This is a genomic window from Pantoea sp. X-Soil-OKNW-556 (assembly GCF_059730695.1).
The window spans coordinates 133,340-159,073 of record NZ_AP035991.1 but is presented as its reverse complement, the minus strand read 5'-3'; the positions used below and the strand labels follow the sequence as shown (position 1 = coordinate 159,073).

Annotated in this window: 24 protein-coding genes; 17 read left to right on the top strand and 7 right to left on the bottom strand. The window is 56.7% G+C overall.

Annotated elements, in window-relative coordinates; genetic code table 11:
* The first annotated feature begins 36 nt into the window (after positions 1 to 36).
* Positions 37 to 1,248, top strand: a complete 1,212-nt coding sequence (locus tag AC6I8T_RS21415) for a LysR family transcriptional regulator (protein WP_208725879.1) — start codon at positions 37 to 39, stop codon at positions 1,246 to 1,248.
* A gap of 122 nt (positions 1,249 to 1,370) precedes the next feature.
* Here AC6I8T_RS21415 and AC6I8T_RS21410 read toward each other — a convergent pair whose 3' ends face one another.
* From AC6I8T_RS21410 to hypA, 7 genes are all read right to left on the bottom strand, one after another.
* Entirely contained in the window at positions 1,371 to 1,559 is a 189-nt protein-coding gene (locus tag AC6I8T_RS21410) for a hypothetical protein (protein WP_497834363.1), read from the bottom strand.
* A 41-nt stretch (positions 1,560 to 1,600) separates the two neighbouring features.
* Positions 1,601 to 3,670 (bottom strand): formate hydrogenlyase transcriptional activator FlhA, encoded by a 2,070-nt coding sequence (gene flhA, locus AC6I8T_RS21405; protein ID WP_208725880.1) that lies wholly within the window; start codon positions 3,668 to 3,670, stop codon positions 1,601 to 1,603.
* Positions 3,671 to 3,780: 110 nt separating this feature from the next.
* Positions 3,781 to 4,791 (bottom strand): hydrogenase expression/formation protein HypE, encoded by a 1,011-nt coding sequence (hypE, locus tag AC6I8T_RS21400; protein ID WP_497834516.1) that lies wholly within the window; start codon positions 4,789 to 4,791, stop codon positions 3,781 to 3,783.
* Positions 4,778 to 5,908 (bottom strand): hydrogenase formation protein HypD, encoded by a 1,131-nt coding sequence (gene hypD / locus AC6I8T_RS21395; RefSeq protein ID WP_208725881.1) that lies wholly within the window; start codon positions 5,906 to 5,908, stop codon positions 4,778 to 4,780. The genes hypE and hypD overlap by 14 nt, the downstream gene beginning before the upstream one ends.
* On the bottom strand, positions 5,908 to 6,165 hold the full coding sequence (locus AC6I8T_RS21390; RefSeq protein ID WP_208725882.1) for a HypC/HybG/HupF family hydrogenase formation chaperone: 258 nt from the start codon (positions 6,163 to 6,165) through the stop codon (positions 5,908 to 5,910). The genes hypD and AC6I8T_RS21390 overlap by 1 nt, the downstream gene beginning before the upstream one ends.
* The gene (gene hypB / locus AC6I8T_RS21385; RefSeq protein WP_497834362.1) at positions 6,156 to 7,007 is read right to left on the bottom strand and encodes a hydrogenase nickel incorporation protein HypB; all 852 of its coding nucleotides are present in this window, start codon (positions 7,005 to 7,007) and stop codon (positions 6,156 to 6,158) included. The genes AC6I8T_RS21390 and hypB overlap by 10 nt, the downstream gene beginning before the upstream one ends.
* A complete protein-coding gene (gene hypA / locus AC6I8T_RS21380) occupies positions 7,000 to 7,362 on the bottom strand; it encodes a hydrogenase maturation nickel metallochaperone HypA (RefSeq protein ID WP_208725884.1) in 363 nt (120 codons plus the stop codon). The genes hypB and hypA overlap by 8 nt, the downstream gene beginning before the upstream one ends.
* 205 nt (positions 7,363 to 7,567) lie before the next feature.
* Here hypA and hycA point away from each other — a divergent pair, with 205 nt between their 5' ends.
* The 16 genes from hycA to AC6I8T_RS21300 all read left to right on the top strand — a co-directional run bounded on the left by hycA (position 7,568) and on the right by AC6I8T_RS21300 (position 25,637).
* The gene (gene hycA, locus AC6I8T_RS21375) at positions 7,568 to 8,023 is read left to right on the top strand and encodes a formate hydrogenlyase regulator HycA (RefSeq protein WP_208725885.1); all 456 of its coding nucleotides are present in this window, start codon (positions 7,568 to 7,570) and stop codon (positions 8,021 to 8,023) included.
* Between the two features lie 89 nt (positions 8,024 to 8,112).
* The gene (locus tag AC6I8T_RS21370) at positions 8,113 to 8,718 is read left to right on the top strand and encodes a 4Fe-4S dicluster domain-containing protein (RefSeq protein ID WP_415174707.1); all 606 of its coding nucleotides are present in this window, start codon (positions 8,113 to 8,115) and stop codon (positions 8,716 to 8,718) included.
* On the top strand, positions 8,715 to 10,523 hold the full coding sequence (gene hycC / locus AC6I8T_RS21365) for a formate hydrogenlyase subunit 3 (RefSeq protein WP_497834361.1): 1,809 nt from the start codon (positions 8,715 to 8,717) through the stop codon (positions 10,521 to 10,523). The genes AC6I8T_RS21370 and hycC overlap by 4 nt, the downstream gene beginning before the upstream one ends.
* 9 nt (positions 10,524 to 10,532) lie before the next feature.
* Complete coding sequence (locus tag AC6I8T_RS21360) at positions 10,533 to 11,459, top strand: respiratory chain complex I subunit 1 family protein (protein ID WP_208725888.1); 927 nt, start codon at positions 10,533 to 10,535, stop codon at positions 11,457 to 11,459.
* A gap of 18 nt (positions 11,460 to 11,477) precedes the next feature.
* Entirely contained in the window at positions 11,478 to 13,187 is a 1,710-nt protein-coding gene (locus AC6I8T_RS21355; RefSeq protein ID WP_208725889.1) for a hydrogenase large subunit, read from the top strand.
* Positions 13,188 to 13,199: 12 nt separating this feature from the next.
* Entirely contained in the window at positions 13,200 to 13,745 is a 546-nt protein-coding gene (locus AC6I8T_RS21350; protein ID WP_208725890.1) for a formate hydrogenlyase complex iron-sulfur subunit, read from the top strand.
* On the top strand, positions 13,742 to 14,506 hold the full coding sequence (locus tag AC6I8T_RS21345) for an NADH-quinone oxidoreductase subunit B family protein (RefSeq protein WP_208725891.1): 765 nt from the start codon (positions 13,742 to 13,744) through the stop codon (positions 14,504 to 14,506). Before AC6I8T_RS21350 ends, AC6I8T_RS21345 begins: the two co-directional genes overlap by 4 nt.
* A complete protein-coding gene (locus tag AC6I8T_RS21340) occupies positions 14,506 to 14,916 on the top strand; it encodes a formate hydrogenlyase maturation HycH family protein (protein WP_208725892.1) in 411 nt (136 codons plus the stop codon). The genes AC6I8T_RS21345 and AC6I8T_RS21340 overlap by 1 nt, the downstream gene beginning before the upstream one ends.
* Entirely contained in the window at positions 14,909 to 15,376 is a 468-nt protein-coding gene (hycI, locus tag AC6I8T_RS21335) for a hydrogenase maturation peptidase HycI (RefSeq protein ID WP_208725893.1), read from the top strand. The genes AC6I8T_RS21340 and hycI overlap by 8 nt, the downstream gene beginning before the upstream one ends.
* A 182-nt stretch (positions 15,377 to 15,558) precedes the next feature.
* Complete coding sequence (gene hydN, locus AC6I8T_RS21330) at positions 15,559 to 16,104, top strand: electron transport protein HydN (protein WP_208726618.1); 546 nt, start codon at positions 15,559 to 15,561, stop codon at positions 16,102 to 16,104.
* Between the two features lie 35 nt (positions 16,105 to 16,139).
* The gene (fdhF, locus tag AC6I8T_RS21325; protein WP_497834360.1) at positions 16,140 to 18,290 is read left to right on the top strand and encodes a formate dehydrogenase subunit alpha; all 2,151 of its coding nucleotides are present in this window, start codon (positions 16,140 to 16,142) and stop codon (positions 18,288 to 18,290) included.
* 83 nt (positions 18,291 to 18,373) lie between these two features.
* Complete coding sequence (hypF, locus tag AC6I8T_RS21320) at positions 18,374 to 20,638, top strand: carbamoyltransferase HypF (protein ID WP_497834359.1); 2,265 nt, start codon at positions 18,374 to 18,376, stop codon at positions 20,636 to 20,638.
* Positions 20,616 to 21,629: a HoxN/HupN/NixA family nickel/cobalt transporter gene (locus AC6I8T_RS21315; RefSeq protein WP_208726620.1), complete on the top strand. Its 1,014-nt coding sequence runs from the start codon at positions 20,616 to 20,618 to the stop codon at positions 21,627 to 21,629. Before hypF ends, AC6I8T_RS21315 begins: the two co-directional genes overlap by 23 nt.
* Positions 21,630 to 21,908: 279 nt before the next feature.
* The gene (locus AC6I8T_RS21310; protein ID WP_497834358.1) at positions 21,909 to 22,655 is read left to right on the top strand and encodes a gluconate 2-dehydrogenase subunit 3 family protein; all 747 of its coding nucleotides are present in this window, start codon (positions 21,909 to 21,911) and stop codon (positions 22,653 to 22,655) included.
* A gap of 4 nt (positions 22,656 to 22,659) precedes the next feature.
* Complete coding sequence (locus tag AC6I8T_RS21305; RefSeq protein WP_497834357.1) at positions 22,660 to 24,423, top strand: GMC family oxidoreductase; 1,764 nt, start codon at positions 22,660 to 22,662, stop codon at positions 24,421 to 24,423.
* Positions 24,420 to 25,637: a c-type cytochrome gene (locus AC6I8T_RS21300; RefSeq protein WP_208725898.1), complete on the top strand. Its 1,218-nt coding sequence runs from the start codon at positions 24,420 to 24,422 to the stop codon at positions 25,635 to 25,637. The genes AC6I8T_RS21305 and AC6I8T_RS21300 overlap by 4 nt, the downstream gene beginning before the upstream one ends.
* Positions 25,638 to 25,734 lie beyond the last annotated feature (97 nt).

Sequence of the window (25,734 nt, the reverse complement as noted above, 5' to 3'; positions counted from 1 at the left end):
ATTTTGATCGCCGCAGGACGTGAGGCTGAACCGAAAATGACGCAGCAAGATAATGATATTAAAATCATGCAACTACGTGCTTTTTGTATGATTGCAGAACGCGGTACAGTGTCAGAAGCTGCGGAGAAATTATTTCGAACCCAGTCGGCGATCACCCGTTCTATTCGTGATCTTGAACACACTTTAGCGATGCCGTTGTTTGAACGTCATGCCAGCGGCATGCTGCTGACCGAAATGGGAAAATGCGTGTTGCCGCGTGCCCAGCGCGCGATCAACGAATTGCAGCACATTCCCGCGGCGCTGGCACGGCTGAAACAGCGTGACCACCAGCGGGAAGAGGCAGAACCGATTTGGTTATTTAATGTGCGACGCCTTCAGGTGTTTCTCCGGCTGTATCGCCTGCACCATACGCAAAGCGTGGCTAACTCTCTCAACATCAGCCAACCAGCGGTGAGCGCCGCCCTTAAGGTGCTGGAAAAGGGTGCCGGGCTGACGCTGTTTCAACGTACGCCAAAAGGGATGATGCCTTCTACCGCGGCGCGCGAGATGGCCCCCTTTATCAGTCGCGCGCTGAATGAAATCCGTCATATCCCGGAAGATCTCGCCGCTGCAACCGGGATTTTGCGTGGCACGGTGCATGTTGGCGCGCTGCCGCTGTGCCGCAGCACCCTGCTGCCGCTGGCGATAACCCGGCTGGTGGCGGCGCATCCGGGCATTAAAGTGGTGACCAATGAAAGCGCCTTCGACGCCTTAATTACCGAGCTGCGCGCCGGGGATATTGATTTCATTCTTGGGGCATTACGTCAGGACGAGCAGGTGTTGGATATCCACAATCAGGTGTTGTTTGCTGAATCGCTGGTGTTGCTGGTAAGGCCCCAGCACCCTCTGGCGGGACGCACCCTGACGGCCAACGATTTGGCTGATGCGCAGTGGATATTGCCGCGCGATAACACCCCTTCCCGTCACTTGCTGGACGCGGCTTTCGCGACGTTGGGAATGGCCGCCCCCACCCCGGTGGTGGAAAGCGGCGATCTGGCGATTGTGCGCGGTCTGCTGCTAAATTCCGATATGATAGCCGCCGTTTCCTCGCACCAACTGGAGTACGAACTGCAAGCCGGAATTTTGCAGCCGTTGAGGTTTGCCTTACCGGACACCCGCCGTGAGATTGGCTTAACCCTGCGCCAGGGCGCACTTCATGCTCCGGCGGCTGAAGCGCTGATTCAATACATTGTTGAGGTGGCATCGTAGCGGCGCGATTTATCGCGCGGGTTTGCCCACATCGTGCACAGCATCGCGCAATAAATTGCGCCGCTACGGTTGCGTTCGGCCCGTTGCGGCGCGGTCTCCGGCACCGCGACGCGACGAGCGGGTTACGACTCCACTTTGTTAATCCCCAAACGCTTCATCCGCGAAAGTAAGGTGGTTCGCTTGATGCCCAGACGCTGGGCTGCACCACGCGGTCCGGCCACCACACCGTTCGATTGGCTTAACCCTGCGCCAGGGCGCACTTCATGCTCCGGCGGCTGAAGCGCTGATTCAATACATTGTTGAGGTGGCATCGTAGCGGCGCGGTTTCCGGCACCGCGACGCGACGAGCGGGTTACGACTCCACTTTGTTAATCCCCAAACGCTTCATCCGCGAAAGTAAGGTGGTTCGCTTGATGCCCAGACGCTGGGCTGCACCACGCGGTCCGGCCACCACACCGTTCGTTTCACGCAGCACCCGCATAATCAGCTGATATTCATCCTCTCCTTCGCGTGGCTCGGTGACGGGCGCGGCGATTTTTTTGGCGGTCGGAGTGTCCAGCATTTCCGGCAGCGACAGATGCAGCACATTGCCGCGCGTCATCAGCACCGCCCTTTCAATCACATTCTCCAGTTCTCGCACATTTCCCGGCCACTCCATGCGTCGCAGCATACTCAGGGTTTCCGCGGGAATGCTGTCAATATTACGATTCAGGCGGTGAGCGATTTTGAAAGTGAGCGATTTCACCAGCAGCGGGATATCTTCCGGTCGCTCACGCAATGGCGGTAATCGGATGGGAAAAACGTTCAACCGATAGTAAAGGTCGTTACGAAATTCACGGTCAGCCACCATTTGCTTCAGGTCACGGTTAGTCGCCGCAATCAGTCGCACATCGACCGTTTGCAGTTTGTTGCTGCCAAGGCGTTCAAACTCCTTTTCCTGTAACACGCGCAGCAGTTTCGGCTGCAACTCCAGCGGCATATCCCCCACTTCATCAAGGAATAACGAGCTTTTATCCGCCAGTTCAAAGCGACCAATTCGCTGGGTATTGGCCCCGGTAAAGGCCCCCCGTTCGTGACCAAACAAATCGCTTTCCAGCAGCCCGGCAGGCATCGCGGCGCAATTCATTTTTACCATTCGCCGACGATTGCGTTGGCTTTGGTTGTGAATGGCGCGCGCAATCAACTCCTTTCCGGTGCCGGTTTCGCCAAGGATCAACACCGTGCTGTCGCTGGCTGCCACAATCTCGACCTGTTTCAGCACATCCATCATCACTTCGCTGCGGCCAATAATTTCACCAACATCAGGGTTCCCGGCATTGATCGACTCCGTGGCCCACGAACCTTTATCCGTCAGGCTCTCCTTTAGTCGATTGATTTCCTGCCATGCCAGCGCATTATCGAGCGCAATCGCAATGCGTTCAGCGATTTGATGCAACAACTCAAGGTTGGCGGCGCTAAAGCCCCGTTCACCGCATTGCGCCAGCTTCATCACCCCCAACATATTGTCACCAAATTTCAGCGGCATCAGGCACAACGTCTGAGCCTGATTATCCCAAAGCTCCAACAACCTGCGCTCGTAGGAAGCCGCTTGTTGCTGCGGGTAAAGGTTCAGCAACAACATTTCACCACTGGCAAACACCTGTTCGGAGAGCGTACCCGCTTCAGGCACTTCACTCAGATCATGAATAGGTGACGCTTCATCGACAAAATGGGTGGAATAAATAGTGAGCCACGCTTTACGGCTGCTGCGCACCACGATGCTGATGGAATCAATGGCAAAGTGGTGATGGATTTCACGCGCGGTTTCCTGCATCACCTCGTCAAGATCCAGTTTCGACAGCACTGCATTGGTCACCGCCACCAAAATGCGAAAGTCATCCCGCTCACGACTCAGCACCTGGCAATGGTGATCGATATCCTGGGTGCTGCGAATCTGCTGGGCGCACAACCCCACCACCTGCGTCAGGGTATGCAGACGTTCCAGCTCTTTCTCGCTCCAGCCCTTGTTGCTGTCGCGAATAAACTCACAGCCACCGTAGATCTCGCCACTGGAAACCAGCGGTAGCAGGCAGTAGCGCCCAAAAGGTGTATAAAGCGGCAGGCTAGCTACTTGGGGCCAGGCCGCCTCAAACTCACGCCAGGGACAAATCAGCGCTTCAGGACGGGAAAGGATGCGTTGCATCGGTCCCGTCGCCAGTAAGCTCTGCTGATCCGGCGTGAGCGTCTTATCTCTGCCATAAAAACTGACTTGCCGGTGTTGCGGATGATAAAGCAACACATTCACGCGGTCCGCCAATGCCCCTTGTTTAACCAAACGGGTCAGGCAATCAGCAAGCGCACTAAAATCGGGCTGTTGCAGCAGGGTCTGGGTGATATCAAACAATCCCTGCTGCCCGATATCGCTCATCGGGGTATATGCCATGTATGTCGTCCATTGAAAGACCTCCCGCTAAATATGGAGGTGAGTCCATCGTCCAATATTGATGAGAATTAAAGTTTATGTGGTTTTCTTTCGGGGAGACCAGGCATAGATCAACAAATTCGTGGCAAGGGTTCTGCATGCGGGAGTTCCAGGGTACGTCTGACGCCATAAAGTCCGTTCATTCTGACGCCGGGCTTTTCAGTCACGATGCCGATAATTGCGGCACGCTCACCCAAAGGATGGCGCTGCAATGCAGCGACGACTGCCGGTGCCGCTTCGGCTGAAGCTGCTATCAGCAGTTTTCCTTCATTGGCAAAATTCAGCGCATCCAGACCTAACAATTCGCAAACACCTCGCACCGCCGGGGAGAGCGGTAGCTGACTTTCGTGGATTTCCATCCCGCAGTGGCTGGCAGCGGCGAACTCATGCAGTACCGCATTGACGCCACCGCGCGTGGCATCACGTAACGCCTTCACGCCGCTGATGCCGACCAACGGCGCAATCAACGTAGACAGTGGCGCGCAATCACTTGCCAAATCCCCATCCAGCCCCAGCTGTTCACGCAAATTGAGGATCGTGGCTCCGTGGTCACCCAGGGTGCCACTGACGATCAACACATCGCCAACGTCAATCTGTGCTGCGCCCCAGCTTAATCCGGCAGGAATCGCGCCAAGACCGGCGGTATTGATGAATAGCTTATCGACCGCGCCACGCGGCACCACTTTGGTGTCGCCGGTAACGATGCTGACCCCCGCGTCTCTGGCCGTCTGCGCCATGCTGGTCACCACCCGTTCCAGCGTCACTAACGGCAGCCCCTCTTCAAGGATAAAACCACAGGAAAGCCAGCGCGGCTGCGCGCCACTGACGGCAATATCGTTGACCGTGCCGCACACCGCCAACTTGCCGATATCCCCGCCAGGGAAAAAAAGCGGATCGATAACGTAGCTGTCGGTGGAAAATGCCAGCCGATCCCCTTTACCGGTCAGCTCGCTTAACCCCAACCGCGCCTGATCTTCCTGCTCCGCCAGCCAGGGATTGTCAAAAGCCTGGAGAAACAGATCGGCGATCAGTTGCTGCATCATTCTGCCGCCACTGCCATGTGCTAATTCAATTGATTTCATCATTCACTTCCTGACTTCTGTACTGATACCAGGCCGCGCAGGCCCCTTCCGAGGAGACCATCAGCGCACCAAAGGCGTTTTGTGGATTGCAGCCCTTGCCGAACATCGGACATTGATGCGGTTTACAACGCCCGGTGAGCACATCGCCACAACGTGCGCGCGGGTCGTCACTCACCTGCTGCTGCTGTGGCCGGAATCTGACCTCCGCATCATAGGATTGATACGCCTCCGTCAACTGAACACCGGATTCCGCAATCACCCCCAATCCGCGCCATTCAGACGCCCCTCGGAGGCAAAAAACCTCGCGCATGGCTTGCTGCGCCAGCAGGTTTCCCTCATCCGGCACCACACGTTTGTATTGATTCTCCACCCGGCTTTGCTGCTTGATTTTTTGCTCCACCAACATCAACACGCCCTGCAACAAATCCATCGGCTCGAAACCCGCCACCACCAGTGGCCGCCGGAAATGCCGGGGGATAAACTCATAGGCGGCAGTGCCGATCACCATGCTGACATGACCCGGTGCCAGGAAGGCGTCGATGCGGTTATCCGGCTGCGACAGCAGGCTGCGCAGGGTGGGGATAAGCGTAATGTGCTGGCAAAAGAAGAAGAAATTGGTGACCTGTTGCGCTTTGGCCTGTTGCAGCGTAATGGCCGTGGCGGGCATGGTGGTTTCAAAGCCGAGAGCGAAAAACACCACCTTACGGTGTGGATTCAGACGCGCCAGCGTCAGGGCATCCATCGGTGAATATACCACCCGTACATCCGCCCCCTGCGCTTTGGCCTGCATTAGCGATCCCTGTCTGCCCGGCACGCGTATGGCGTCGCCGAAGGTACAGAAAATCACTTCAGGATGGCGGGCAATTTCAATGCAGCTATCAATGCGCCCCATCGGTAACACGCATACCGGACAGCCCGGACCGTGGATAAAATCGATGTTATCAGGCAGCAACTGATCGAGGCCAAAACGGAAGATGGCGTGGGTATGTCCCCCGCACACCTCCATAATCTGCAACGGATGCTGTGCATCGTAATCCAGCAATGGCGCCCGCTTATTCAGGGTTTCAATCAGCTGCATCACGCGGGTGGGATCGCGATATTCATCAACATAACGCATCAGCCACGCTCCTCGCCGTACAGCAAGGCCCCGACATCAGGTTCCATGTCGAACATGTTTTGCAGCGCATCGAGGGTGTCACGCGCCTCCGCTTCATCAATGATGCTCATGGCAAAGCCAACGTGCACCAACACCCACTGGCCCACCGCCGCATCACCCACCAGCGTTAAATTCACATCGCGCTGCACACCACACACATCCACTTTCGCGTCATTACCCTGGCGCTCAACAATCTGGCCCGGAATGCCTATGCACATCGCTCGCTCTCCAGCCAGTTAATCCACGCTTCCATGCCTGCGCCGCTGGTGGCGGAAACCAGCATGATCTGGATATCCGGGTTGACCTCGCGGGCATAGGCCAGACAACGGTCGACATCGAATTGCAGATACGGCAACAAGTCAATTTTGTTGAGCAACATCAGCGAAGCCGCAGCAAACATATACTTATATTTTAGTGGCTTATCCTCACCTTCCGTCACCGAGAGCAGCGCAACTTTGTGGCGTTCACCCAAATCAAAACTCGCCGGACACACCAGGTTGCCGACGTTTTCAATAAACAGCACCCCGTTGTCTGCCAGCGGCAGACGCTGCATCGCCGTCTGAACCATTTGCGCATCCAGATGGCAACCTTTGCCGGTATTCACCTGAATCGCTGGTGTGCCCGTGGCGCGGATGCGTGCGGCATCATTTACCGTCTGCTGATCTCCCTCGATCACCGCGCAGGGCACCTTGCCCTGTAACCGTTTCAGGGTTTCGGTCAGCAGGGTGGTTTTACCGGAGCCAGGGCTGGACACCAGGTTCAGCACCAGTTGACGCTGCGCAGTAAAAGCGGCGCGATTCGCCTGCGCCAGCTGATTATTTTTATCCAGCACATCAAGCTCCAGCTCCAGCATCTTACGCTGGCTGATACCCGGTGCATGGGCTTCGGCCACGCCGTGCCCATAATGCAGATCGCCATGCTCACTGAGGTTTATGCCAGAAATCCGCGGCACCCGACGTGGTGCCGGGGCAAACGGGGCGCTGCGAAACGCCGAATGCGGGTTACGCTCATCGCCTTCGATATACAGGTTGCCTTCACCGCAACCACAGGTACTACACATGATTGATCTCCTGATCGATTTCCAGCCGCTTAATTTGCACGCCATCATCCGCCACGATGCGCAGTTGATGACCGCCACATTGCGGGCACCGTCTGACGCGCTGCGTAAGCAGCGTGATGTACTGCTGGCAATCGTGACACCAGCACTCCGCCTCCTGCTGATGAAGATGAAGTTCACACCCTTCAGCCAGGGTGCCCCGGCACGTCAGTTCAAAGCAGAACTGCATCGCGCTGGTCTCCACGCAAGAAAACGCCCCGACCTCCAGCCAGACCGCAGTGACACGGCGTGCGCCATGTTGTCGTGCGTGGTTATCGATCAGTTCGACTGCGCGTTGACAGAGGGTAATTTCGTGCATGCTGCCTCCTGGGTTCACTGAGGGCTGCTAATGCAAAGACGGTGCCAGCGCGGCGGCGTGTCGATGTCAAAGATGACGAAATGACATGTCACTGACGGTTTTTTTGCAACGGGAATTTATATATTAACCATAAAATTCAATACGTTAAAAACATGGCACGAAATGTGCCTTAGGGGAATATCCGCACAAACAGAGTGATTTAATAATGGATATTAGGGAACTGAGTGACAAAGCAGCCTACATCGCTGATAAGCATCAACGCTTGCAGGCACAGTGGAAACAATACGGCAACGCCTTAGTTCAGGGGATAACCCTGTCAAAAGCCAAACTGCACCACACCATCGCCTGCACACCGGGGGATGACTTGCGCTTCTTCTTATTTGAACACTTCGTCATTCATATTCAGCCAGGCGAAGGCTTTAACAATCACCGTATCGAGTACTTTCTCGCGCTGCCGGATGACAGCGATAAGATATTGATTGGTCATGCCAATATCGATAATGACGGTTGCATCGACAATGCCTTCAGCAATCGCGATCGCGAGAAAGTACTTACCCACTATCTGGAACTGATTCAGCCGATTTACGACAGCCTCTATCTGGCGGTCCATGAAAACACCCCGGTGTCGATGGAACGGCTACAACAAGCCGCCGTGGCGTAAAGAGGTTGAGGGTGTCGAAAACTGTCGAAGCGACAGGTTATCGGCATGATTTCGTCATTAATGACGACAGTCACCAGAGGAATCCGTTGGTGAACCGTTTTGTAATCGCTGATTCAACATTATGCATTGGTTGTCATACCTGTGAAGCGGCCTGCGCGGAGACGCACCGGCAACAGGGTTTACAGTCGATGCCGCGTTTAAAGGTGATGCGCAACCGGGACGAATCCGCCCCGCAGTTGTGCCGCCACTGCGAAGACGCCCCTTGTGCCAGCGTCTGCCCGGTGAATGCCATTAACCGTGTGGATGGCGCGGTACAGCTGAACGCTAACCTGTGCGTCAGCTGCAAACTGTGCGGCATAGCCTGCCCGTTTGGGGCTATCGAATTTTCCGGCAGCCGCCCGTTACACATCCCGGCAGACGTCAACAGCCCCAAAGCGCCTGCCGCCCCTGCCGATCCCCTGCGCGTTAGTTCGCTGCTGGACTGGGTTCCTGGCATTCGTGCTGTCGCGGTGAAATGTGATCTGTGCAGCTTCGATGAGCAGGGTCCAGCCTGCGTGCGCACCTGTCCGACGAAAGCGCTGCAACTGATCGACAACACCGATATCGCCAAAGCCAGCAAACGCAAGCGTGAACTTACGCTGGCGGGTGCGCTGGGTGATTTAAGCCTGTTCAGCCAGCCAGAGGCACGTAAATGAATGTTTTTTTTCTGATCCACTGGGCACTGACCGGTCTGATGCTCAGTGCGTTACTGGCGGGCATCACCGCGTTTAACCGGCACATCAGTGGCGTTGTTGCCGGTATCGGTGGCGCGATAAGTTGTGCGTTGCTGCTGGCAGCCAGCGTCCAGGGCCTGCTCGGATTCAGCGCCATCCTGACGCTGTGGCGTTGGCAGCTACAACTGAATAGCTTTAACAGCATATGGTTAGTGACAGTGTCACTCTGCGGCCTGTTTATCTGCCTGTTTAACGTAAGCTGGCATCGGCATTCTCAGGTTAAAGCCAACGGTTTGCTGGTCAATCTGATCCTCGCCGCCGCGACTGTTGCTCTGCTCGCCGCTAACCTCGCCACCCTGGTGGCGATGGCCGAAATTGTCGCGCTGGCAGGCTACTTCCTCACCGGATGTCGCAAGTCCGGCCAACTCTGGTTTGCACTGGGTCGCCTTGGCACGCTTCTGCTGGTCGCTGCCTGTTGGTTGCTGTGGCAGCAGTTTGGCACGCTGAGTTTTGACGGATTACGCCTGGCGCTCCAGGGGGCGGCGCTCTCTCCGCTGGTGTTGCTGTTAAGTTTGCTCGGCTTTGGTCTGCTGGCGGGCATTATTCCGCTGCACGGCTGGGTACCCCAGGCGCATGCCAATGCCCCGGCTCCGGCCGCAGCGCTGTTTTCCGCCGTAGTGCTGAAGGTAGGGTTGTACGGCATGATCAGCGTTTCACTGATCGCCGACGTGTTGCCGCTGTGGTGGGGGGTGCTGGTGGTGGTGCTCGGTATGGTGACCGCCTTTACCGGCGGGCTGTACGCCCTGATGGAGCACAACATCAACCGCCTGCTGGCTTATCACTCGCTGGAAAACATCGGCATTATCCTGCTGGGCGTGGGTTGCGGCTTTATCGGCATTGCGCTGCACCAACCGGCGCTGGTGGCGTTGGGGATGATCGGTGGCCTCTACCATCTGTTTAATCACAGCCTGTTTAAAACCACGCTGTTCCTCGGCGCTGGCGCGGTGTGGTTCCGCACTGGTCAGCACGACATTGAGAAACTGGGCGGGATTGGCAAGCGTATGCCGCTGATTTCGTTGGCGATGCTGGTGGGTTTGATGGCGATGGCCGCCTTGCCGCCGCTTAATGGCTTTGCCGGTGAATGGGTGATCTATCAGTCATTCTTCCAGTTAGGCAACCAGGCTTCCTTTATTGCGCGTGTCCTTGGGCCGCTGCTGGCGGTTGGACTGGCGATCACTGGCGCGCTGGCGGTGATGTGTATGGCCAAGGTCTATGGCGTCACCTTCCTCGGCGCACCCCGCAGCCCGGAGGCCGAACAGGCCACCAACCCGCCCGGCCTGATGAATATCACCGTCGTTCTGCTGGCGTTGGGTTGCGTGATTGCCGGTGTCGCGACTCCCTGGTTGCTGCCGTTGCTGCAACATGCCATCCCACTCCCACTCAACACCGCGCAGACGCTGGTATCGCAACCGCTGATCGCCCTGCTGCTGATTATGACGCCACTGCTGCCTGTGCTGTTGCTGGTGCTGTTCCGTGGCGAACGCCTGCCGCACCGCACGCGTGGCCCGGCATGGGTTTGTGGCTACGACCACGAAGCAGCGATGGTGATCACCGCATCGGGTTTTGCCCAACCGGTGAGAGCGGCCTTTGCGCCCCTCCTCGCCTTACGCAAACACCTTAATCCGGTGCGATGGGTGCCTGGCTGGCGGGGTGACGGGATCGCCATCACGTTCCGGCGTCTGGCATTTATTGAACTGGCGATTTTGCTGGTCGCGGTCATCGCCTGAGGAACCACTATGACGACGTTATTTTTTGCCCTTACCCAGGCGTTGGCCTTATTTCTGGCTGCGCCCTTGCTCTCCGGCATTTCGCGCATGGCCCGCGCGCGCTTGCATAACCGGCGTGGTCCTGGCGTGTTGCAGGAGTATCGGGATCTGTTCAAGTTACTCGGTCGCCAGAGCGTGGCACCCGCCGCTGCGGGTTGGGTTTTTCGCCTGATGCCGCTGGTGATGGTCGGCGTGATGTTGACCATTGCTACTGCGCTGCCGGTGGTTACCCTCACCTCGCCGTTGCCGCCAGTTGGCGACCTAATCACCTTGATTTATTTGTTCGCCATCGCCCGCTTCTTTTTCGCCATTGCGGGCCTGGACACCGGCAGTCCGTTCACCGGCATCGGTGCCAGCCGCGAGACGATGCTCGGCGTGCTGGTGGAGCCGATGTTGCTGCTCGGCCTGTGGGTGGCGGCTCAGGTGGCAGGCAGTACCCATATCAGCAACATTGCCATGACCGTCCATGCCTGGCCGCTCAGCCACAGTCTGACGCTGTTGCTGGCGCTGGCCGCCTGCGCCTTCGCCACGTTTATCGAGATGGGGAAACTGCCGTTTGACCTGGCGGAAGCCGAGCAGGAGTTGCAGGAGGGGCCACTTTCCGAATACAGCGGCGCAGGCTTTGCCGTACTGAAGTGGGGCATTTCGTTAAAACAGTTAGTGGTGCTGCAAATGTTTGTCGGGGTGTTTTTGCCCTGGGGGCAGATGCACGCCTTTAGCTGGGGTGGCGGGGTACTCGCCGTGGTACTGGCCATCGTCAAACTGATTGCCGCTGCCCTGCTGATCGCGCTGTTTGAAAACAGCATGGCACGCCTGCGGATGCTCGAAACGTCACGTATTACGTGGGCCGGTTTTGGTCTGGCCTTTTTAGCCTTCGTCTCCTTGCTGGCGGCGTAATTGCAGAGAACTTATTTCATGTCTGAAGAGAAAATCGGTCAACACTACCTTGCTGCACTGCACCTCAAGTTCCCCCACGCGGTGCTGGAGGAGAGCTGGCAGACCAAAGATCAAATCACCATTACCGTCAAACTCAACATGCTGCCGGAAATTGTCGAATGGCTGTATTACCAGCAGGGAGGCTGGTTATCGGTGCTATTCGGCAATGATGAACGCCAACTCTGCGGCAGCTATGCGGTTTACTACGTACTGTCGATGGAGAGCGGCACCAAATGCTGGATCACCGTCCGGGTGGCGGTAGACGCCCATCGACCAGAGTTTCCATCGGTGACGCCACGCGTCCCTGCTGCCGTCTGGGGTGAACGCGAAGTCCGCGATATGTATGGCTTGCAACCAATTGGGCTGCCGGACGAACGTCGTCTGGTGCTACCGGACGACTGGCCCGATGAACTCTACCCATTGCGTAAAGACAGCATGGATTATCGCCAACGTCCGGCCCCTACCAGCGATAGCGAAACCTACGAATTTATTAATGAACTGGGTAGCAGCAAGAACAATGTGGTGCCCATCGGACCGCTGCATGTCACCTCCGATGAGCCTGGCCATTTCCGCCTGTTTGTCGACGGTGAGAATATTATCGATGCCGATTATCGCCTGTTCTACGTCCATCGCGGCATGGAGAAACTGGCAGAAACCCGCATGGGATACAACGAAGTCACCTTCCTCTCCGATCGCGTGTGCGGCATCTGTGGCTTTGCCCACAGCACCGCCTACACCTCTTCGGTGGAGAATGCGATGGGGATTGTGGTGCCCGCGCGCGCGCAGATGATCCGCTCGATTTTGCTCGAAGTGGAGCGTCTGCACAGCCATCTGCTGAACCTCGGTCTGGCCTGCCACTTTGTGGGTTTTGACTCCGGGTTTATGCAATTTTTCCGCGTGCGTGAGTTGTCGATGAAGATGGCGGAGATCCTGACCGGCGCACGTAAAACTTACGGGTTGAACCTGATCGGCGGAATTCGTCGTGACCTGATGAAAGACGACATGATACAGACGCGCCAACTGGCGCAGCAGATGCGCCGCGAGGTCTATACCCTGACCGACATTCTGCTCAGCACGCCCAATATTGAATCGCGCACCGTGGGCATTGGCCGTCTTGATCCGGGTATCGCACGCGATTTCAGTAACGTCGGTCCGATGGTGCGCGCCAGCGGCCACGCTCGCGACACCCGTTCCGACCACCCGTTTGCCGGTTACGGCCTGCTGCCGCTGGAGGTACATACCCTTGCCGGTTGTGACGTGCTTTCGCGGCTTAAAGTGCGCATCAATGAAGTGTTCACCGCGCTGAATCTGATTGATTTCGGCCTTGATAACCTGCCTGGCGGCCCCCTGATGGTGGAAGGGTTTACCTACATCCCGCAGCGTTTTGCTCTCGGTTTCTGCGAAGCGCCGCGCGGTGACGATATCCACTGGAGCATGACCGGCGACAACCAGAAGCTGTTCCGCTGGCGCTGCCGTGCGGCGACCTACGCCAACTGGCCGACGCTGCGCTATATGTTGCGCGGCAATACGGTGTCCGATGCGCCATTGATCATCGGCAGTCTCGACCCCTGCTACTCCTGCACCGATCGCATGACGGTGGTGGATGTACGCAAAAAGAAAAGCCAGGTGGTGCCGTACAAAGAGCTGGAGCGCTACAGCATTGAGCGCACCCATTCACCGCTGAAATAGTCGGGAGTCATCATGTTTAGTTTTATTAAAAACGCGCTCAAAGGCGGTATCGCGACCGAATCTTATCCCTTGCGACCCATCGACGTGGATGACAACTTCCGCGGTAAACCCGAGCACAATCCGCAGCAGTGCATCGGTTGTGCTGCCTGCGTTAATGCATGTCCTTCCAATGCGTTAAGCGTGGCAACCGATCTCGAAGCCGGGCAACTGGCGTGGAGCTTTAACCTCGGGCGCTGCATTTTCTGCGCCCGCTGTGAAGAGGTGTGTCCAACCGCCGCAATTACCCTGTCGCAGCAGTTCGAACTGGCGGTGTGGAACAAAGCCGATTTGCTGCAACAGGCGCTTTTTCCGCTGTGCTATTGCCGGGAATGTGGTCATCCCTTCGCGGTACAAAAGGAGATCGACTATGCCATTGCCTTGTTGCGCCATAACGGCGACCAGGGGGCGGAAAACCGGCGGTCGGCGTTCGAAACCTGCCCGGCATGTAAACGTCAGCACAGCCTGGCCTCATCCGGCAGCGCCGTGTTTCACCGTCAGTTACGAGGAGCCAACGGATGAGTAACGTATCAGGTCCACGCGACCATAACGGCCTGCCACTGCCGCTCTCGGTGGAAGAGTCGATTGCCAGCATGAAGGCTTCATTGCTGAAAAAAATCAAACGATCAGCCTACGTTTATCGCGTTGACTGTGGCGGTTGCAACGGCTGTGAAATTGAGATTTTCGCCGCACTTACCCCGCTTTTTGACGCCGAACGCTTCGGAATCAAAGTGGTCCCCTCACCGCGCCATGCTGATATTTTGCTGTTCACCGGCGCGGTCACCCGCGCCATGCGCTCACCAGCGTTACGTGCATGGGAATCCGCCCCGGACCCGAAAATTTGTATCTCCTACGGGGCCTGTGGCAATAGCGGCGGTATTTTCCATGATCTCTACTGCGTCTGGGGCGGGACGGACAAAATCGTGCCGGTAGACGTGTATATCCCAGGCTGCCCACCCACACCCGCCGCCACCCTGTACGGCTTCGCCATGGCGTTGGGTCTGCTGGAGCAAAAAATCCATGCCCGTCCGGCAAGCGAACAGGATCTGCAACCCGCACGCATCCTGCATACGGCGATGGTACAGCCGCTGCGCGTTCGCATTGATCGCGCGGCGCGCCGTCTGGCGGGTTATCGCTATGGACGACAAATTGCCGACAACTTCATGCACAAACTGACCGACGGCGATGGCGCAGTGCAGCAATGGCTGGCGGAAGAGAACGATCCACGTCTGACGGAGATTGTTACGCATCTGGAAAATCTGGTGCAGATGGAGCGCGTGTAATGAGCGAGTCCGTGGTGTTTTGCCAACTTAGCCGCAAATTTGTCGATGAAAATGACGCAACGCCGGCAGAAGCACAACAGGTGATGTACTACAGCCTGGCCATTGGTCATCACCTTGGCGTGATTGATTGCCTGGAAGAGAGCCTGGTATGTCCCTGGGCGGCTTATCTGGCGTGGATTGCCACGCTTCCGGCGGCAAGCCAGGCCAGCCGTAAGATGGCCGGCGTGCCGCGCTACGGGGAAATTGTGATCGACCACAGCCATGTGGTGATGCTGGCACAGGCATTTGATACCGCCAGAGCGTGTCAGACGCCGCAGCAACAGCAATGGAGCCAGGCACTGTTGGCGATGCTCCAGGCCATTCAACAGGAACCGGCTATCTATCTGATGGTCAGGAGGCGTGATGACTAAGGTTTTATTGTGTGTCGGCAACAGCATGATGGGTGATGACGGCGCAGGCCCGTTGCTGGCGGAGAAATGTCGCGCCGCCCCCTGTGGCGACTGGCTGGTGATCGACGGCGGCAGCGCGCCGGAAAACGATGTGGTCGCCATTCGCGAACAACGGCCCGATTTGCTGCTGATTGTTGATGCCACCGACATGTTGCTGTCCCCCGGTGAAATCCGCGTTATCGACCCGGATGACATCGCCGACATGTTGCTGATGACCACCCACAATATGCCGCTCAATTACCTGATTGACCAGCTTAAAGACGATGTCGGTCAGGTGGTGTTTCTCGGCATTCAGCCTGATCTGGTGGGCTTTTGCTATCCCATGACCGAGGCGGTGAAGAACGCGGTAGACCAGGTCTATCGACATCTTGACGACTGGGTGGGTGACGGAGGGTTTGCAGCGCTCACCAGCGAAGCGTGATGGCACACAACCGTAGCGGCGCGATAAATCGCACCGCTACGACATGTGCCGACAGATGTCATCGTCAAAAGTGTCAATGCCAACAAGGCCGACAAGCAACTCATTGTTATTAAACAACTAAAAAACTGGCACGGTTTGTGTATAGCTCCCTGACAATAACAAGTTCAATGCAGGAGTTTATGATGAACCGCTTCATCATTGCTGATTCAAGCAAGTGTATCGGCTGCCGTACGTGTGAGGTAGCCTGTGTCGTGTCCCATCAGGAAAACCAGGATTGCTCGGCGCTCACCCCGCAGACCTTCCTGCCCCGCATTCATGTCATCAAAGGCGTGAATGTCTCTACGGCCACCATGTGCCGCCAGTGTGAAGATGCCCCTTGCGCCAACGTCTGCCCGAACGGCGCAATCAGCCGTGATAAAGGTTTTGTCCATGTGATGCAGGAACGCTGCATTGGCTGCAAAACCTGTGTCGTCGCCTGTCCTTACGGTGCGATGGAGGTGGTGGTTCGCCCGGTGATTCGCAACAGCGGTGCCGGACTGAACGTCATGGCGGAAAAAGCCGAGGCTAACAAATGTGACCTCTGCCACCAGCGTGAATCAGGTCCGGCGTGCATCGACGCCTGTCCGACCAACGCCATCATGTGCGTCGATCGCAACAAACTCGAACAGATGAGCGCAGAAAAACGCCGCCGCGCCGCGTTAGATGCCCCCTCATCGCTGTCGTTTTAATCCTGGCTTTTCAACTTCTTACAGGTTGGCTATAGATGAAAAAAGTGACTACCGTCTGCCCCTATTGCGGTGCAGGCTGCAAACTGAAACTGGTCGTCGAGAACAACAGAATTCTGCGTGCCGAAGCGGCCGATGGTGTGACCAACCAGAACGAATTGTGTCTGAAAGGCTACTATGGCTGGGACTTCCTCAACGACACCAAACTGCTCACGCCACGTCTGACGCAGCCGATGATCCGTTATCAGAAAGGGGGCAAACTCCAGCCCGTTAGTTGGGAGGAAGCTATCCGCTACACGGCCAAACGCCTTGGCGAGATTAAGCAGCAGTTCGGGCCACGCGCCATTATGACCACCGGTTCCTCACGCGGCACCGGTAACGAAACCAACTATGTGATGCAAAAATTCGCCCGTGGCGTGCTGAACACCAATAACGTCGATTGCTGCGCACGCGTGTGCCACGGTCCCTCCGTCGCCGGGCTACAGGTGACGCTGGGGAACGGCGCGATGAGCAACTCCATCGGTGATATCGAAAACTCCAAATGCCTGCTGGTAGTGGGCTATAACTGTGCCGACTCTCACCCCATCGTGGCGCGCCGCGTGATCAAAGCCAAAAGTAATGGCGCGAAGATCATCGTCTGCGACCCACGCCGCATCGAAACCGCCCGTATTGCCGATCAACATTTGCAAATCAAAAACGGCTGCAATATGGCGCTGGTTAACGCCTTTGGTTACGTATTGCTGGATGAGCAACTTTACGACAAGGAGTATGTCGCTAAATACACCGAGGGGCTGGATGCCTATCGCGAGACCGTTAAAGGTTACGCCCCGGAAGATGTCGAGCATTTGACCGGTATCCCGGCCCAGCAGATTCGCCAGGCAATGCGCACCTACGCCGCAGCACCTTCCGCCACCATTATGTGGGGCATGGGGGTGACGCAGTTTGGTCAGGCGGTGGATGTGGTGAAAGGCTTGTCCAGCCTGGCGCTGCTGACCGGTAATCTGGGCCGCGAACATGTCGGCGTCGGGCCGGTGCGCGGTCAGAACAACGTGCAGGGTGCCTGCGATATGGGCGTCATCCCCAACCAGTTTCCCGGCTACCAGGACGTGGTTGATCCGGCGGTGCGAGCGAAGTTCGCCAGCGCATGGGGCATTGATCCGGCAGTGATGGACGACAAAGTTGGCGTGCGCATCACAGAAGTGCCGCATCTGGCGCTGGAAGGCGAGATGAAGGCTTACTACATCATGGGGGAAGATCCGCTCCAGACCGAGGCGGATTTAGGCCTGGTGCGTCAGGGTTTTGAAGCGCTCGACTTCGTGGTGGTGCAGGACATCTTTATGACCAAAACCGCCGAAGTGGCCGACGTGCTGCTGCCCGCCACCTCATGGGGTGAACACGGCGGCGTGTTTACCTGTGCCGACCGGGGTTTCCAGCGCTTTGAGAAAGCCATCGAACCGCAATACAACGTCAAACGTGACTGGGAAATCATCAGCCTGATTGCCACAGAAATGGGCTACCCGATGCATTACGACAATAACCAGCAGATCTGGGATGAGCTGCGCGATCTGTGCCCGCTGTTCTATGGCGTAACCTACGAAAAAATGGGCGAGATGGGACACGTTCAGTGGCCTTGCCCGACGCTGGACCATCCCGGCACCCCTTATCTCTACAAAGGGAATAAGTTTGATACCCCAACCGGTAAGGGGCAGTTGTTCGCCGCTAAGTGGCGCGCCCCGGCGGAAGTGCCGGATAAAGACTACCCGTTGGTGCTTTGCACCGTGCGTGAAGTAGGGCACTACTCCTGTCGATCCATGACCGGTAACTGCGCGGCGCTGCAAACCCTCGCCGACGAACCCGGTTATATGCAAATCAACCCGCTGGATGCCGAAGCATTGGGGATAAAAGACCAGCAACTGGTGTGGGTCAGCTCACGACGCGGCAAAGTGATCAGCCGCGCCGACGTCAATGAACGCATCAACAAGGGTTCGGTGTATATGACTTATCAATGGTGGATTGGTGCCTGTAATGAGCTGACTCAGGACAATCTTGATCCGATTTCCAAAACACCGGAAACCAAATATTGCGCGGTCAACGTCAGCGCGATTGAGGATCAGGCGTGGGCTGAACTCTATGCGCAGACCACCTATAACCAGATGAAAGCGCGCCTGCGCGAAGCGGCAGAAGCGTAACAAGGGCTTCGTAGCGGCGCGATTTATCGCGCGGGTTTTTCCATTATCGCGCAATAGATTGCGCCGCGACGGTATAAATTCCTATGAATAACAACGGTATCGCATTACGTATTCGCGGCAAGGTCCAGGGCGTCGGTTTTCGCCCCTGGGTCTGGCAACTGGCACAACAACTCCAGCTCAAAGGCGACGTCTGCAACGACGGCGCGGGCGTGTTGGTGCGTCTGACCAGCCCGGCAACAACGTTACTGGCGGCGCTGCATCAGCACTGCCCGCCGCTGGCGCGGATTGATAGCATTGAACAACAGACAATGTGCTGGATAAGCCTGCCGGAGAGTTTCACCATTCGTCACAGTGACGAGGGTGCCATGACCACGCAAATCGTCCCCGATGCCGCAACGTGTCCCGCCTGTCTGCGCGAACTGCATGATCCCACGGACCGACGTTACCGCTACCCCTTTATTAACTGTACCCACTGCGGTCCACGCTACACCATTATCCACGCCATACCTTACGATCGTCCCGCCACGGTAATGGCCGCGTTTCCCCTGTGCCCGGCCTGTGAACGGGAGTACCGCAACCCGCTAGACCGCCGTTTTCATGCTCAACCGCTGGCCTGCACGGATTGCGGCCCGCAGATAATCTGGCACCACAACGGGCAACGGTGTAAGGGAGATTCGGCACTGCAACAGGCCGTGACGCTGCTGAAAAAAGGCGGGATTGTCGCCATTAAAGGACTGGGTGGGTTTCATCTGGCGGTGGATGCCCGCAACCCGCTGGCGGTGCAGCGCCTGCGGCAGCGTAAGCAGCGGCCAGCAAAACCTTTTGCTGTGATGATACCGGATACGCTGGGCTTACCGGATTCGGCCACCGCGTTCCTCACCTCACCAGCCGCGCCGATTGTGCTGGTCGACCGTCACCTGTTAAGCGGGTTAAGCGCCGGGATTGCGCCAGGTCTGAATGAAATCGGTGTGATGCTGGCGGCCAATCCTCTCCAGCATCTGTTGATGGCGGATTTTGGCGGCCCACTGGTGATGACATCCGGCAATCTGAACGGTTTGCCCCCTGCAATAGAGAATGATCGCGCGCTGGCGGAGCTGGCGGGGATTGCCGATGGATGGCTGCTGCATAATCGCCCGATCCTGCAACGCATGGATGATTCTGTGATGCGCGCCAGCGGTGAAATGTTACGGCGCTCGCGTGGGTTTGTGCCCGATGCCCTGCCGCTACCGCCCGGTTTCAACCAACTGCCACCGATACTGGCACTCGGCGGCGATCTGAAAAATACCTTCTGTCTGGTGCGTGACGACCAGGCGGTGCTCAGTCAGTACTTTGGCGATTTAGCGCAAAGCGGCGTCGAAACCCAGTGGCGTCAGGCATTGCAGCTGATGTGCGAGATCTACCACTTTACGCCACAGCAGATTGCGGTTGATGCGCATCCGGCCTGGCGTAGCGCACAACTGGGGCGTGAGATGGCGCTGCCGCTCTCAGAAATATTGCATCATCACGCTCACGCTGCCGCCTGCCTGGCCGAACATCACTGGCCGCTGGAGGGTGGCAAGGTGCTGGCGCTGGCCCTTGATGGTATTGGCTATGGCGCTGACGGTCAGCTCTGGGGGGGTGAATGCCTGCGGGTGGACTACCGGGAATGTACGCACCTCGGCGGTCTGCCACCCGTGGCGCTTCCGGGTGGCGATCTGGCAGCGCGGCAGCCCTGGCGTAATTTGCTGGCACAATGCGAAGCCTTTGTGCCGCACTGGCAACACTATGCGGAAACGGCGGTGGTTCGTGCCCAGCCCTGGCAGCCGTTGGCGCGGGCTATCACCCGCGGGGTCAATGCCCCGCTCGCCTCCTCCTGTGGTCGCCTGTTTGATGCCGTGGCAGCCGCCCTGGGCTGCGCGCCCCTCCAGCAAAGTTATGAAGGCGAAGCCGCCTGCCTGCTGGAGACAATGGCCCTCGACCACGGTCCTTGCCCGCATTCCGTGACGTTGCCGCTGGTGCAGGGATGTCCCGATATGGCTACCTTCTGGCAGCAATGGCTGGGATGGCAGGCCAGCGCCCCGGCGCGTGCGTGGGCATTTCATGATGCCCTGGCTCAGGGGCTGGCCGAGCTGGTTCGTCAGCATGCCAGTCACCTGGGCATTTCCACCCTCGTTTGCTGTGGCGGGGTGATGCATAACCGTCTGCTACGTGAACGCCTGCGCTGGTGGCTTTCTGATCTGGAGATTCTGTTTCCGACACAGTTGCCTGCGGGCGACGGTGCGCTTTCACTCGGCCAGGCATTGATTGCCGCCGCGCGTCTTATACCTCATACACAAGGAAAAAATGATGTTGTTGCGTGTTCTTCGTGAAACCCCGCGCGCTGGCGCTTTATTGGGCGCGCTGGTGGCCGCGAATTTTGCCGCCTGGATTTGGGCATTGGTGGTGTTCCAGCAAAGCACCGCATTGATGGCAACCTGCCTGCTGGCATGGTGTTATGGACTGCGCCATGCGGTTGATGCCGACCATATCGCTGCCATCGATATTGTCACGCGTAAAATGATGCAGCAGGGAAAACGTCCGACAACTATTGGCGCCTGGTTTTCCCTGGGTCACTCAACCATCGTTATTCTGGCATCGATTGCCATCGCCGCCACTGCCGCCGCTTTCCAGAAAAATATGGCCTGGTTCCATGAGGTGGGAGGCGTGATCGGCACCGCAGTGTCGGCCTGTTTCCTGCTGGCGATGGGGCTGGTTAATCTGGTGATTCTGCGCAGTGTCTGGCGTAACTTCCGCCAGTGGAAACGCGGCGAGCCGCTTACCGCCGACGCGCTGGAAAGCAGCGGGGGTGGCCTGATGAGCCGCTTATTCAACACCACCTTTAAGCTGGTGAATAAAAGCTGGCATATGTACCTGGTCGGTTTTCTATTTGGCTTAGGCTTCGATACCGCCACAGAAATCGGCGTGCTGGGTCTTTCGGCCGCTACCGCCTCTTACGGCATCTCAATGTGGTCGATTCTTATCTTTCCGGTGATGTTTGCCAGCGCCATGATGCTGGTGGATACCCTCGATAACCTGGTGATGCTCAATGCCTATGGTTGGGCGTTTAATAAACCGCAGCGCAAACTGTATTACAACATGACCATTACCGGCACGTCGGTGGTGGTGGCGCTGTGTATCGGTGGCGTGGAGGCTCTGGGGCTATTGATCGACAAACTCGGATTGCAGGGTGGTATCTGGCCGTGGATTGGCAAACTGAGTGACAACCTGGGTAATGCGGGCTTTGTGGTGGTTGGGTTGTTTGTCGTGTGTTGGGGCATTTCGATGCTTAATTACCGCTTGAGGAACTATGACGCGTTGTAATCAGTTAACGGTTTAATCCCTCTGCTTTCAGGCAGCCAACGAAGTAACAATTTGTTAGCTGCCATGTTTATCTATTACAAACCCTTATCTTTTCCCCTCATTTTTTGACAAAAAATGCATTTTTTCCCCTGCTAAAGCCCGCTTTTGCCGAAAGGCCTTACATTTAACAATTGTAAAATGTTAATGATACAAGGTCGCAACATAAAAATTGACTGCTTGTTTCAATGTCCTGAAAAACAACCTTTGTTTCAAATTTGTTCAACTTAATTAGGAAGCAATATGAAAAAAAGAGCCAAAACACTGCCGGGGGTGACACGACGGCAGGTGTTGACGTGGACAACGTTGGGTGTCGCTGCCACGGTGACACAAGCGGCTGATGCCGTGTCTCTCAAAGGTACACCGGGCTGGACGCCCTTTTCTGACAATCCTCCCGAATCATTCGATCAACAAGGCTGGCTGTTCTTTACCCCTGAAGAAGCGCAAACCCTGGAAGCGATCGTTGACCGTCTGATCCCTGCCGATGAACTCAGTATCGGTGGCAAAGAAGCCGGTTGTGCCGTGTTTATTGATCGCCAACTGCACGGTTTTTACGGGACATTTGAACGGCTGTACATGCAAGGCCCATTTCACCAGGGCACACCGCAACAAGGTGACCAGTCTCCGCTGATACCACAGCAGCGTTATCGCCAGGGCATCGCAGCGCTCAACCGCTTCGTGCAACAGAGCGCAAAAAAGAACTTCGCCGACCTTCAACCGGAGCAGCAGGACCATTTGTTGCAGGCAATGGAGGCAGGCAAGGTGCATTTCGACGGCTACGATGCGCAATCCCTGTTTAACGATGTGCTGACTAACACCATGGAAGGCTTTTTTGCCGATCCGATTTATGGCGGCAACAAAGACATGGTTTCGTGGAAGATGCTGGGATTCCCTGGCGCGCGTTACGACTATCGCGACTATATCGATCGCCATAACGAGAATCTGGGAATAGAACCCATCAGCATGATGCAATGGAAAGCCAGGGGATAACAGCATGAAAAAATTACCAAAAACGGATGTCGTGGTCATTGGCCTCGGCTGGGCTGGGTCGATCATTGCGAAAGAACTGGCCGATGAAGGCCTCGAGGTGATCGGCATTGAACGTGGCCCCTGGCGCGATACCGCGCGTGACTTCAATGTCGCCACCGTGACCGACGAACTGCGCTATGTGATGCGCGAAGAACTGATGCTGCGCACCCGGCAAAATACCTGCACCATGCGTAACAATCCATCACAGACCGCACTGCCGATGCGCACCTGGGGATCATTCCACCCCGGTAACGGCACGGGTGGCGCAGGCAACCATTGGGCAGGCATCACCTTCCGTTTCCAGCCGGAGGAATTTCGCCTCAAAAGTCATCTGACCGAACGGTATGGCGCAAATGCCATCCCCGATGAACTGGTACTCCAGGACTGGGGGACAACCTGGGAGGAGATGGAGCCGCATTATATGCAGTTTGAGCGGGTGGCCGGTACATCGGGCTATGCCGCCAACCTCAATGGTGAAAAACGTGCTGGCGGTAACCCGTTTGAAGGTATGCGTTCCGGTGATTACCCCACGCCGCCACTGCGTCAGCCTTACGGCCCCACGCTGTTTGCCGAAGCCGCAAGGAATATGGGATATCAGCCTTTTCCGGTTCCCTCATCGTTGGTGTCAGAGGCCTATACCAATCCTTACGGCGTGACGATGGGTCCCTGTACTTTCTGCGGTTTCTGCACCAACTACGGTTGCGCCAACTATTCCAAAGCCAGTGCCATTACCACGGTACTTCCGGCGTTGATGCGTAAGGAAAATTTCACCGCTTACACCAACTGCGAGGTGCTGGAGGTGCTGACCGATTCATCCGGTAAGAAAGCCACCGGCGTGACCTATATCGACTCCTCTGGTGATAAGTGGGAACAACCCGCCGACCTGGTGATTGTCGCCGCGTTCACGTTTGAAAACGTGCGCCTGATGTTGCTGTCAAAGATTGGCGAAGCCTACGATCCCGTCACAAATCGCGGCACCACTGGCCGCAATTACGCTTATCAGACCGCAAATGGCGTAACGTTGTTTTTCGACAACAAAAACTTCAATCCCTTTATCGGCGCAGGTGCCGTCGGCATGGGGATTGACGAGTTCAACAACGACAACTTCGACCATAGCGGCCTTGGCTTTCTCGGCGGAGGCAGTATTCGCGTCACGCCCATCGGTTCTGCGCCGATTGGTTACCGGCCAGTGCCGCCGAATACACCAAAATGGGGTTCCCAGTGGAAGCGTGCGGTCAAAGATAACTACCTCAGCACCATGTCGATCGGATGTGAGGCGAGCAGTTACACCACGCGTACCAACTATCTGTCGCTCGACCCCAATTACAGCGATCCCCACGGGCGTCCACTCCTGCGTATCACCTTTGACTTCGCGGAGAATGATCTGAAGATGGCGCAATACTGCACCGGTAAGGTGGCAGAAATTGCGCAATCAATGAATCCGCGCCAAATCGTCGCCAAACCGATGTCCGGCCACTGGAACAGCGTTCCCTACCAATCATCCCATGTGGTGGGCGGTTTCATTATGGGAGCCGATCCCAGCACCAGTTCGGTGAACAAACATTTGCAGGTCTGGGATGTGCCCAATTTGTTTGTCGTCGGTGCATCGGCCTTCCCGCAAAACCCTGGCTATAACCCAACCGGTACTGTCGGTGCGCTGGCATTTAAAGCGGCTCACGCCATTCGTCATTACTATCTCAAACGTCCCGGGGAGATGATCACCGCATGAAAACGCTCACGTCTCTCTCACTCGCGGCGTTACTGGCTACGGCCAGCTTCGTTGCGCAGGCACAACCGGAATATGATCAAATCAGTCGTGGCAGCTACATCGCTACACTCGGCGATTGCACGGCGTGCCACACCACCGATGCCACACAGCCTTTCGCCGGTGGTGTAAAACTCCAGACGCCTTTTGGCACCCTGGTGGGAGCCAACATCACGCCGGACCCCGCAACCGGTATTGGCAACTGGAACTATGACGACTTTAAACGCGCCATGACGGCAGGCATCGGTCACGGAGGCAAACGGCTGTATGGTGCGATGCCGTTTACGGCTTACACCAAAATGTCCGATGCGGATCTGCGCGACCTTTGGGCCTGGATGCAAACATTGCAGCCGATTCACCATGAGGTAGAGACCAATCAACTGCCGTTCCCCTTCAATATCCGCAGCAGCCTGATGGTGTGGAACTGGATTAATTTCGACAAAGGAGAATTCCAACCCCATCCCGACAAATCAGCACAATGGAATCGCGGGGCGTATTTGGTTGAAGGCCCAGGCCACTGCGGCACCTGCCACACCCCCAAAAATCTGCTTGGTGGCGATAAAGGCGGCCAGTTTCTCACAGGCGAAGTGGTTGAAGGCTGGTATGCCCCCAACCTGACCAACAGCGACCATAGCGGGCTAGGGAAATGGACAACGGAAGACATCGTCAGCTACTTGCGTACCGGCGTCAACCGCTTCGACATCGCCTCAGGACCGATGGCCGATGCGGTCAGTCATTCAACACAACATTGGCGTGATGACGATCTTCAGGCCGTCGCAACCTATCTGAAAGGTGGAGATAAACAAAGCGAAAAAGTCCCGCAACCCTTGCCAGCCAGTGATGAGCGCATGCAACTTGGTGCGCAGATTTATGCGTCCAAATGTTCGGCCTGCCATAGCCCGGGTGGACGCGGCGAGCAAAATATCTTCCCGCAATTGAAAGATAACCCTTTGCTTAACCAGTCGGATGCAACGTCGTTGATTCGCGTGGTCGCAGCGGGCAGTCGTGGTGTAAACACCGACATCCGCCCGACTGCACCCGCTATGCCCTCTTTTGCTGGTGTGTTGGGTAACGACCAGATTGCCGCGGTGGTGACGTATATCCGCAACAGTTGGGGTAACGCCGCAGCACCGGTTGATGCCACGGCGGTTCAGAAAGTGAAAGACAACCTGCAATAACCTCTTTGGGTGGCAGGGAAGCCACCTCGTTCGCGGCAACATGACTGGCAAAATTGCGCCAAATCAATTCCCCTGCAAATCACGCGAAATTCTTCTG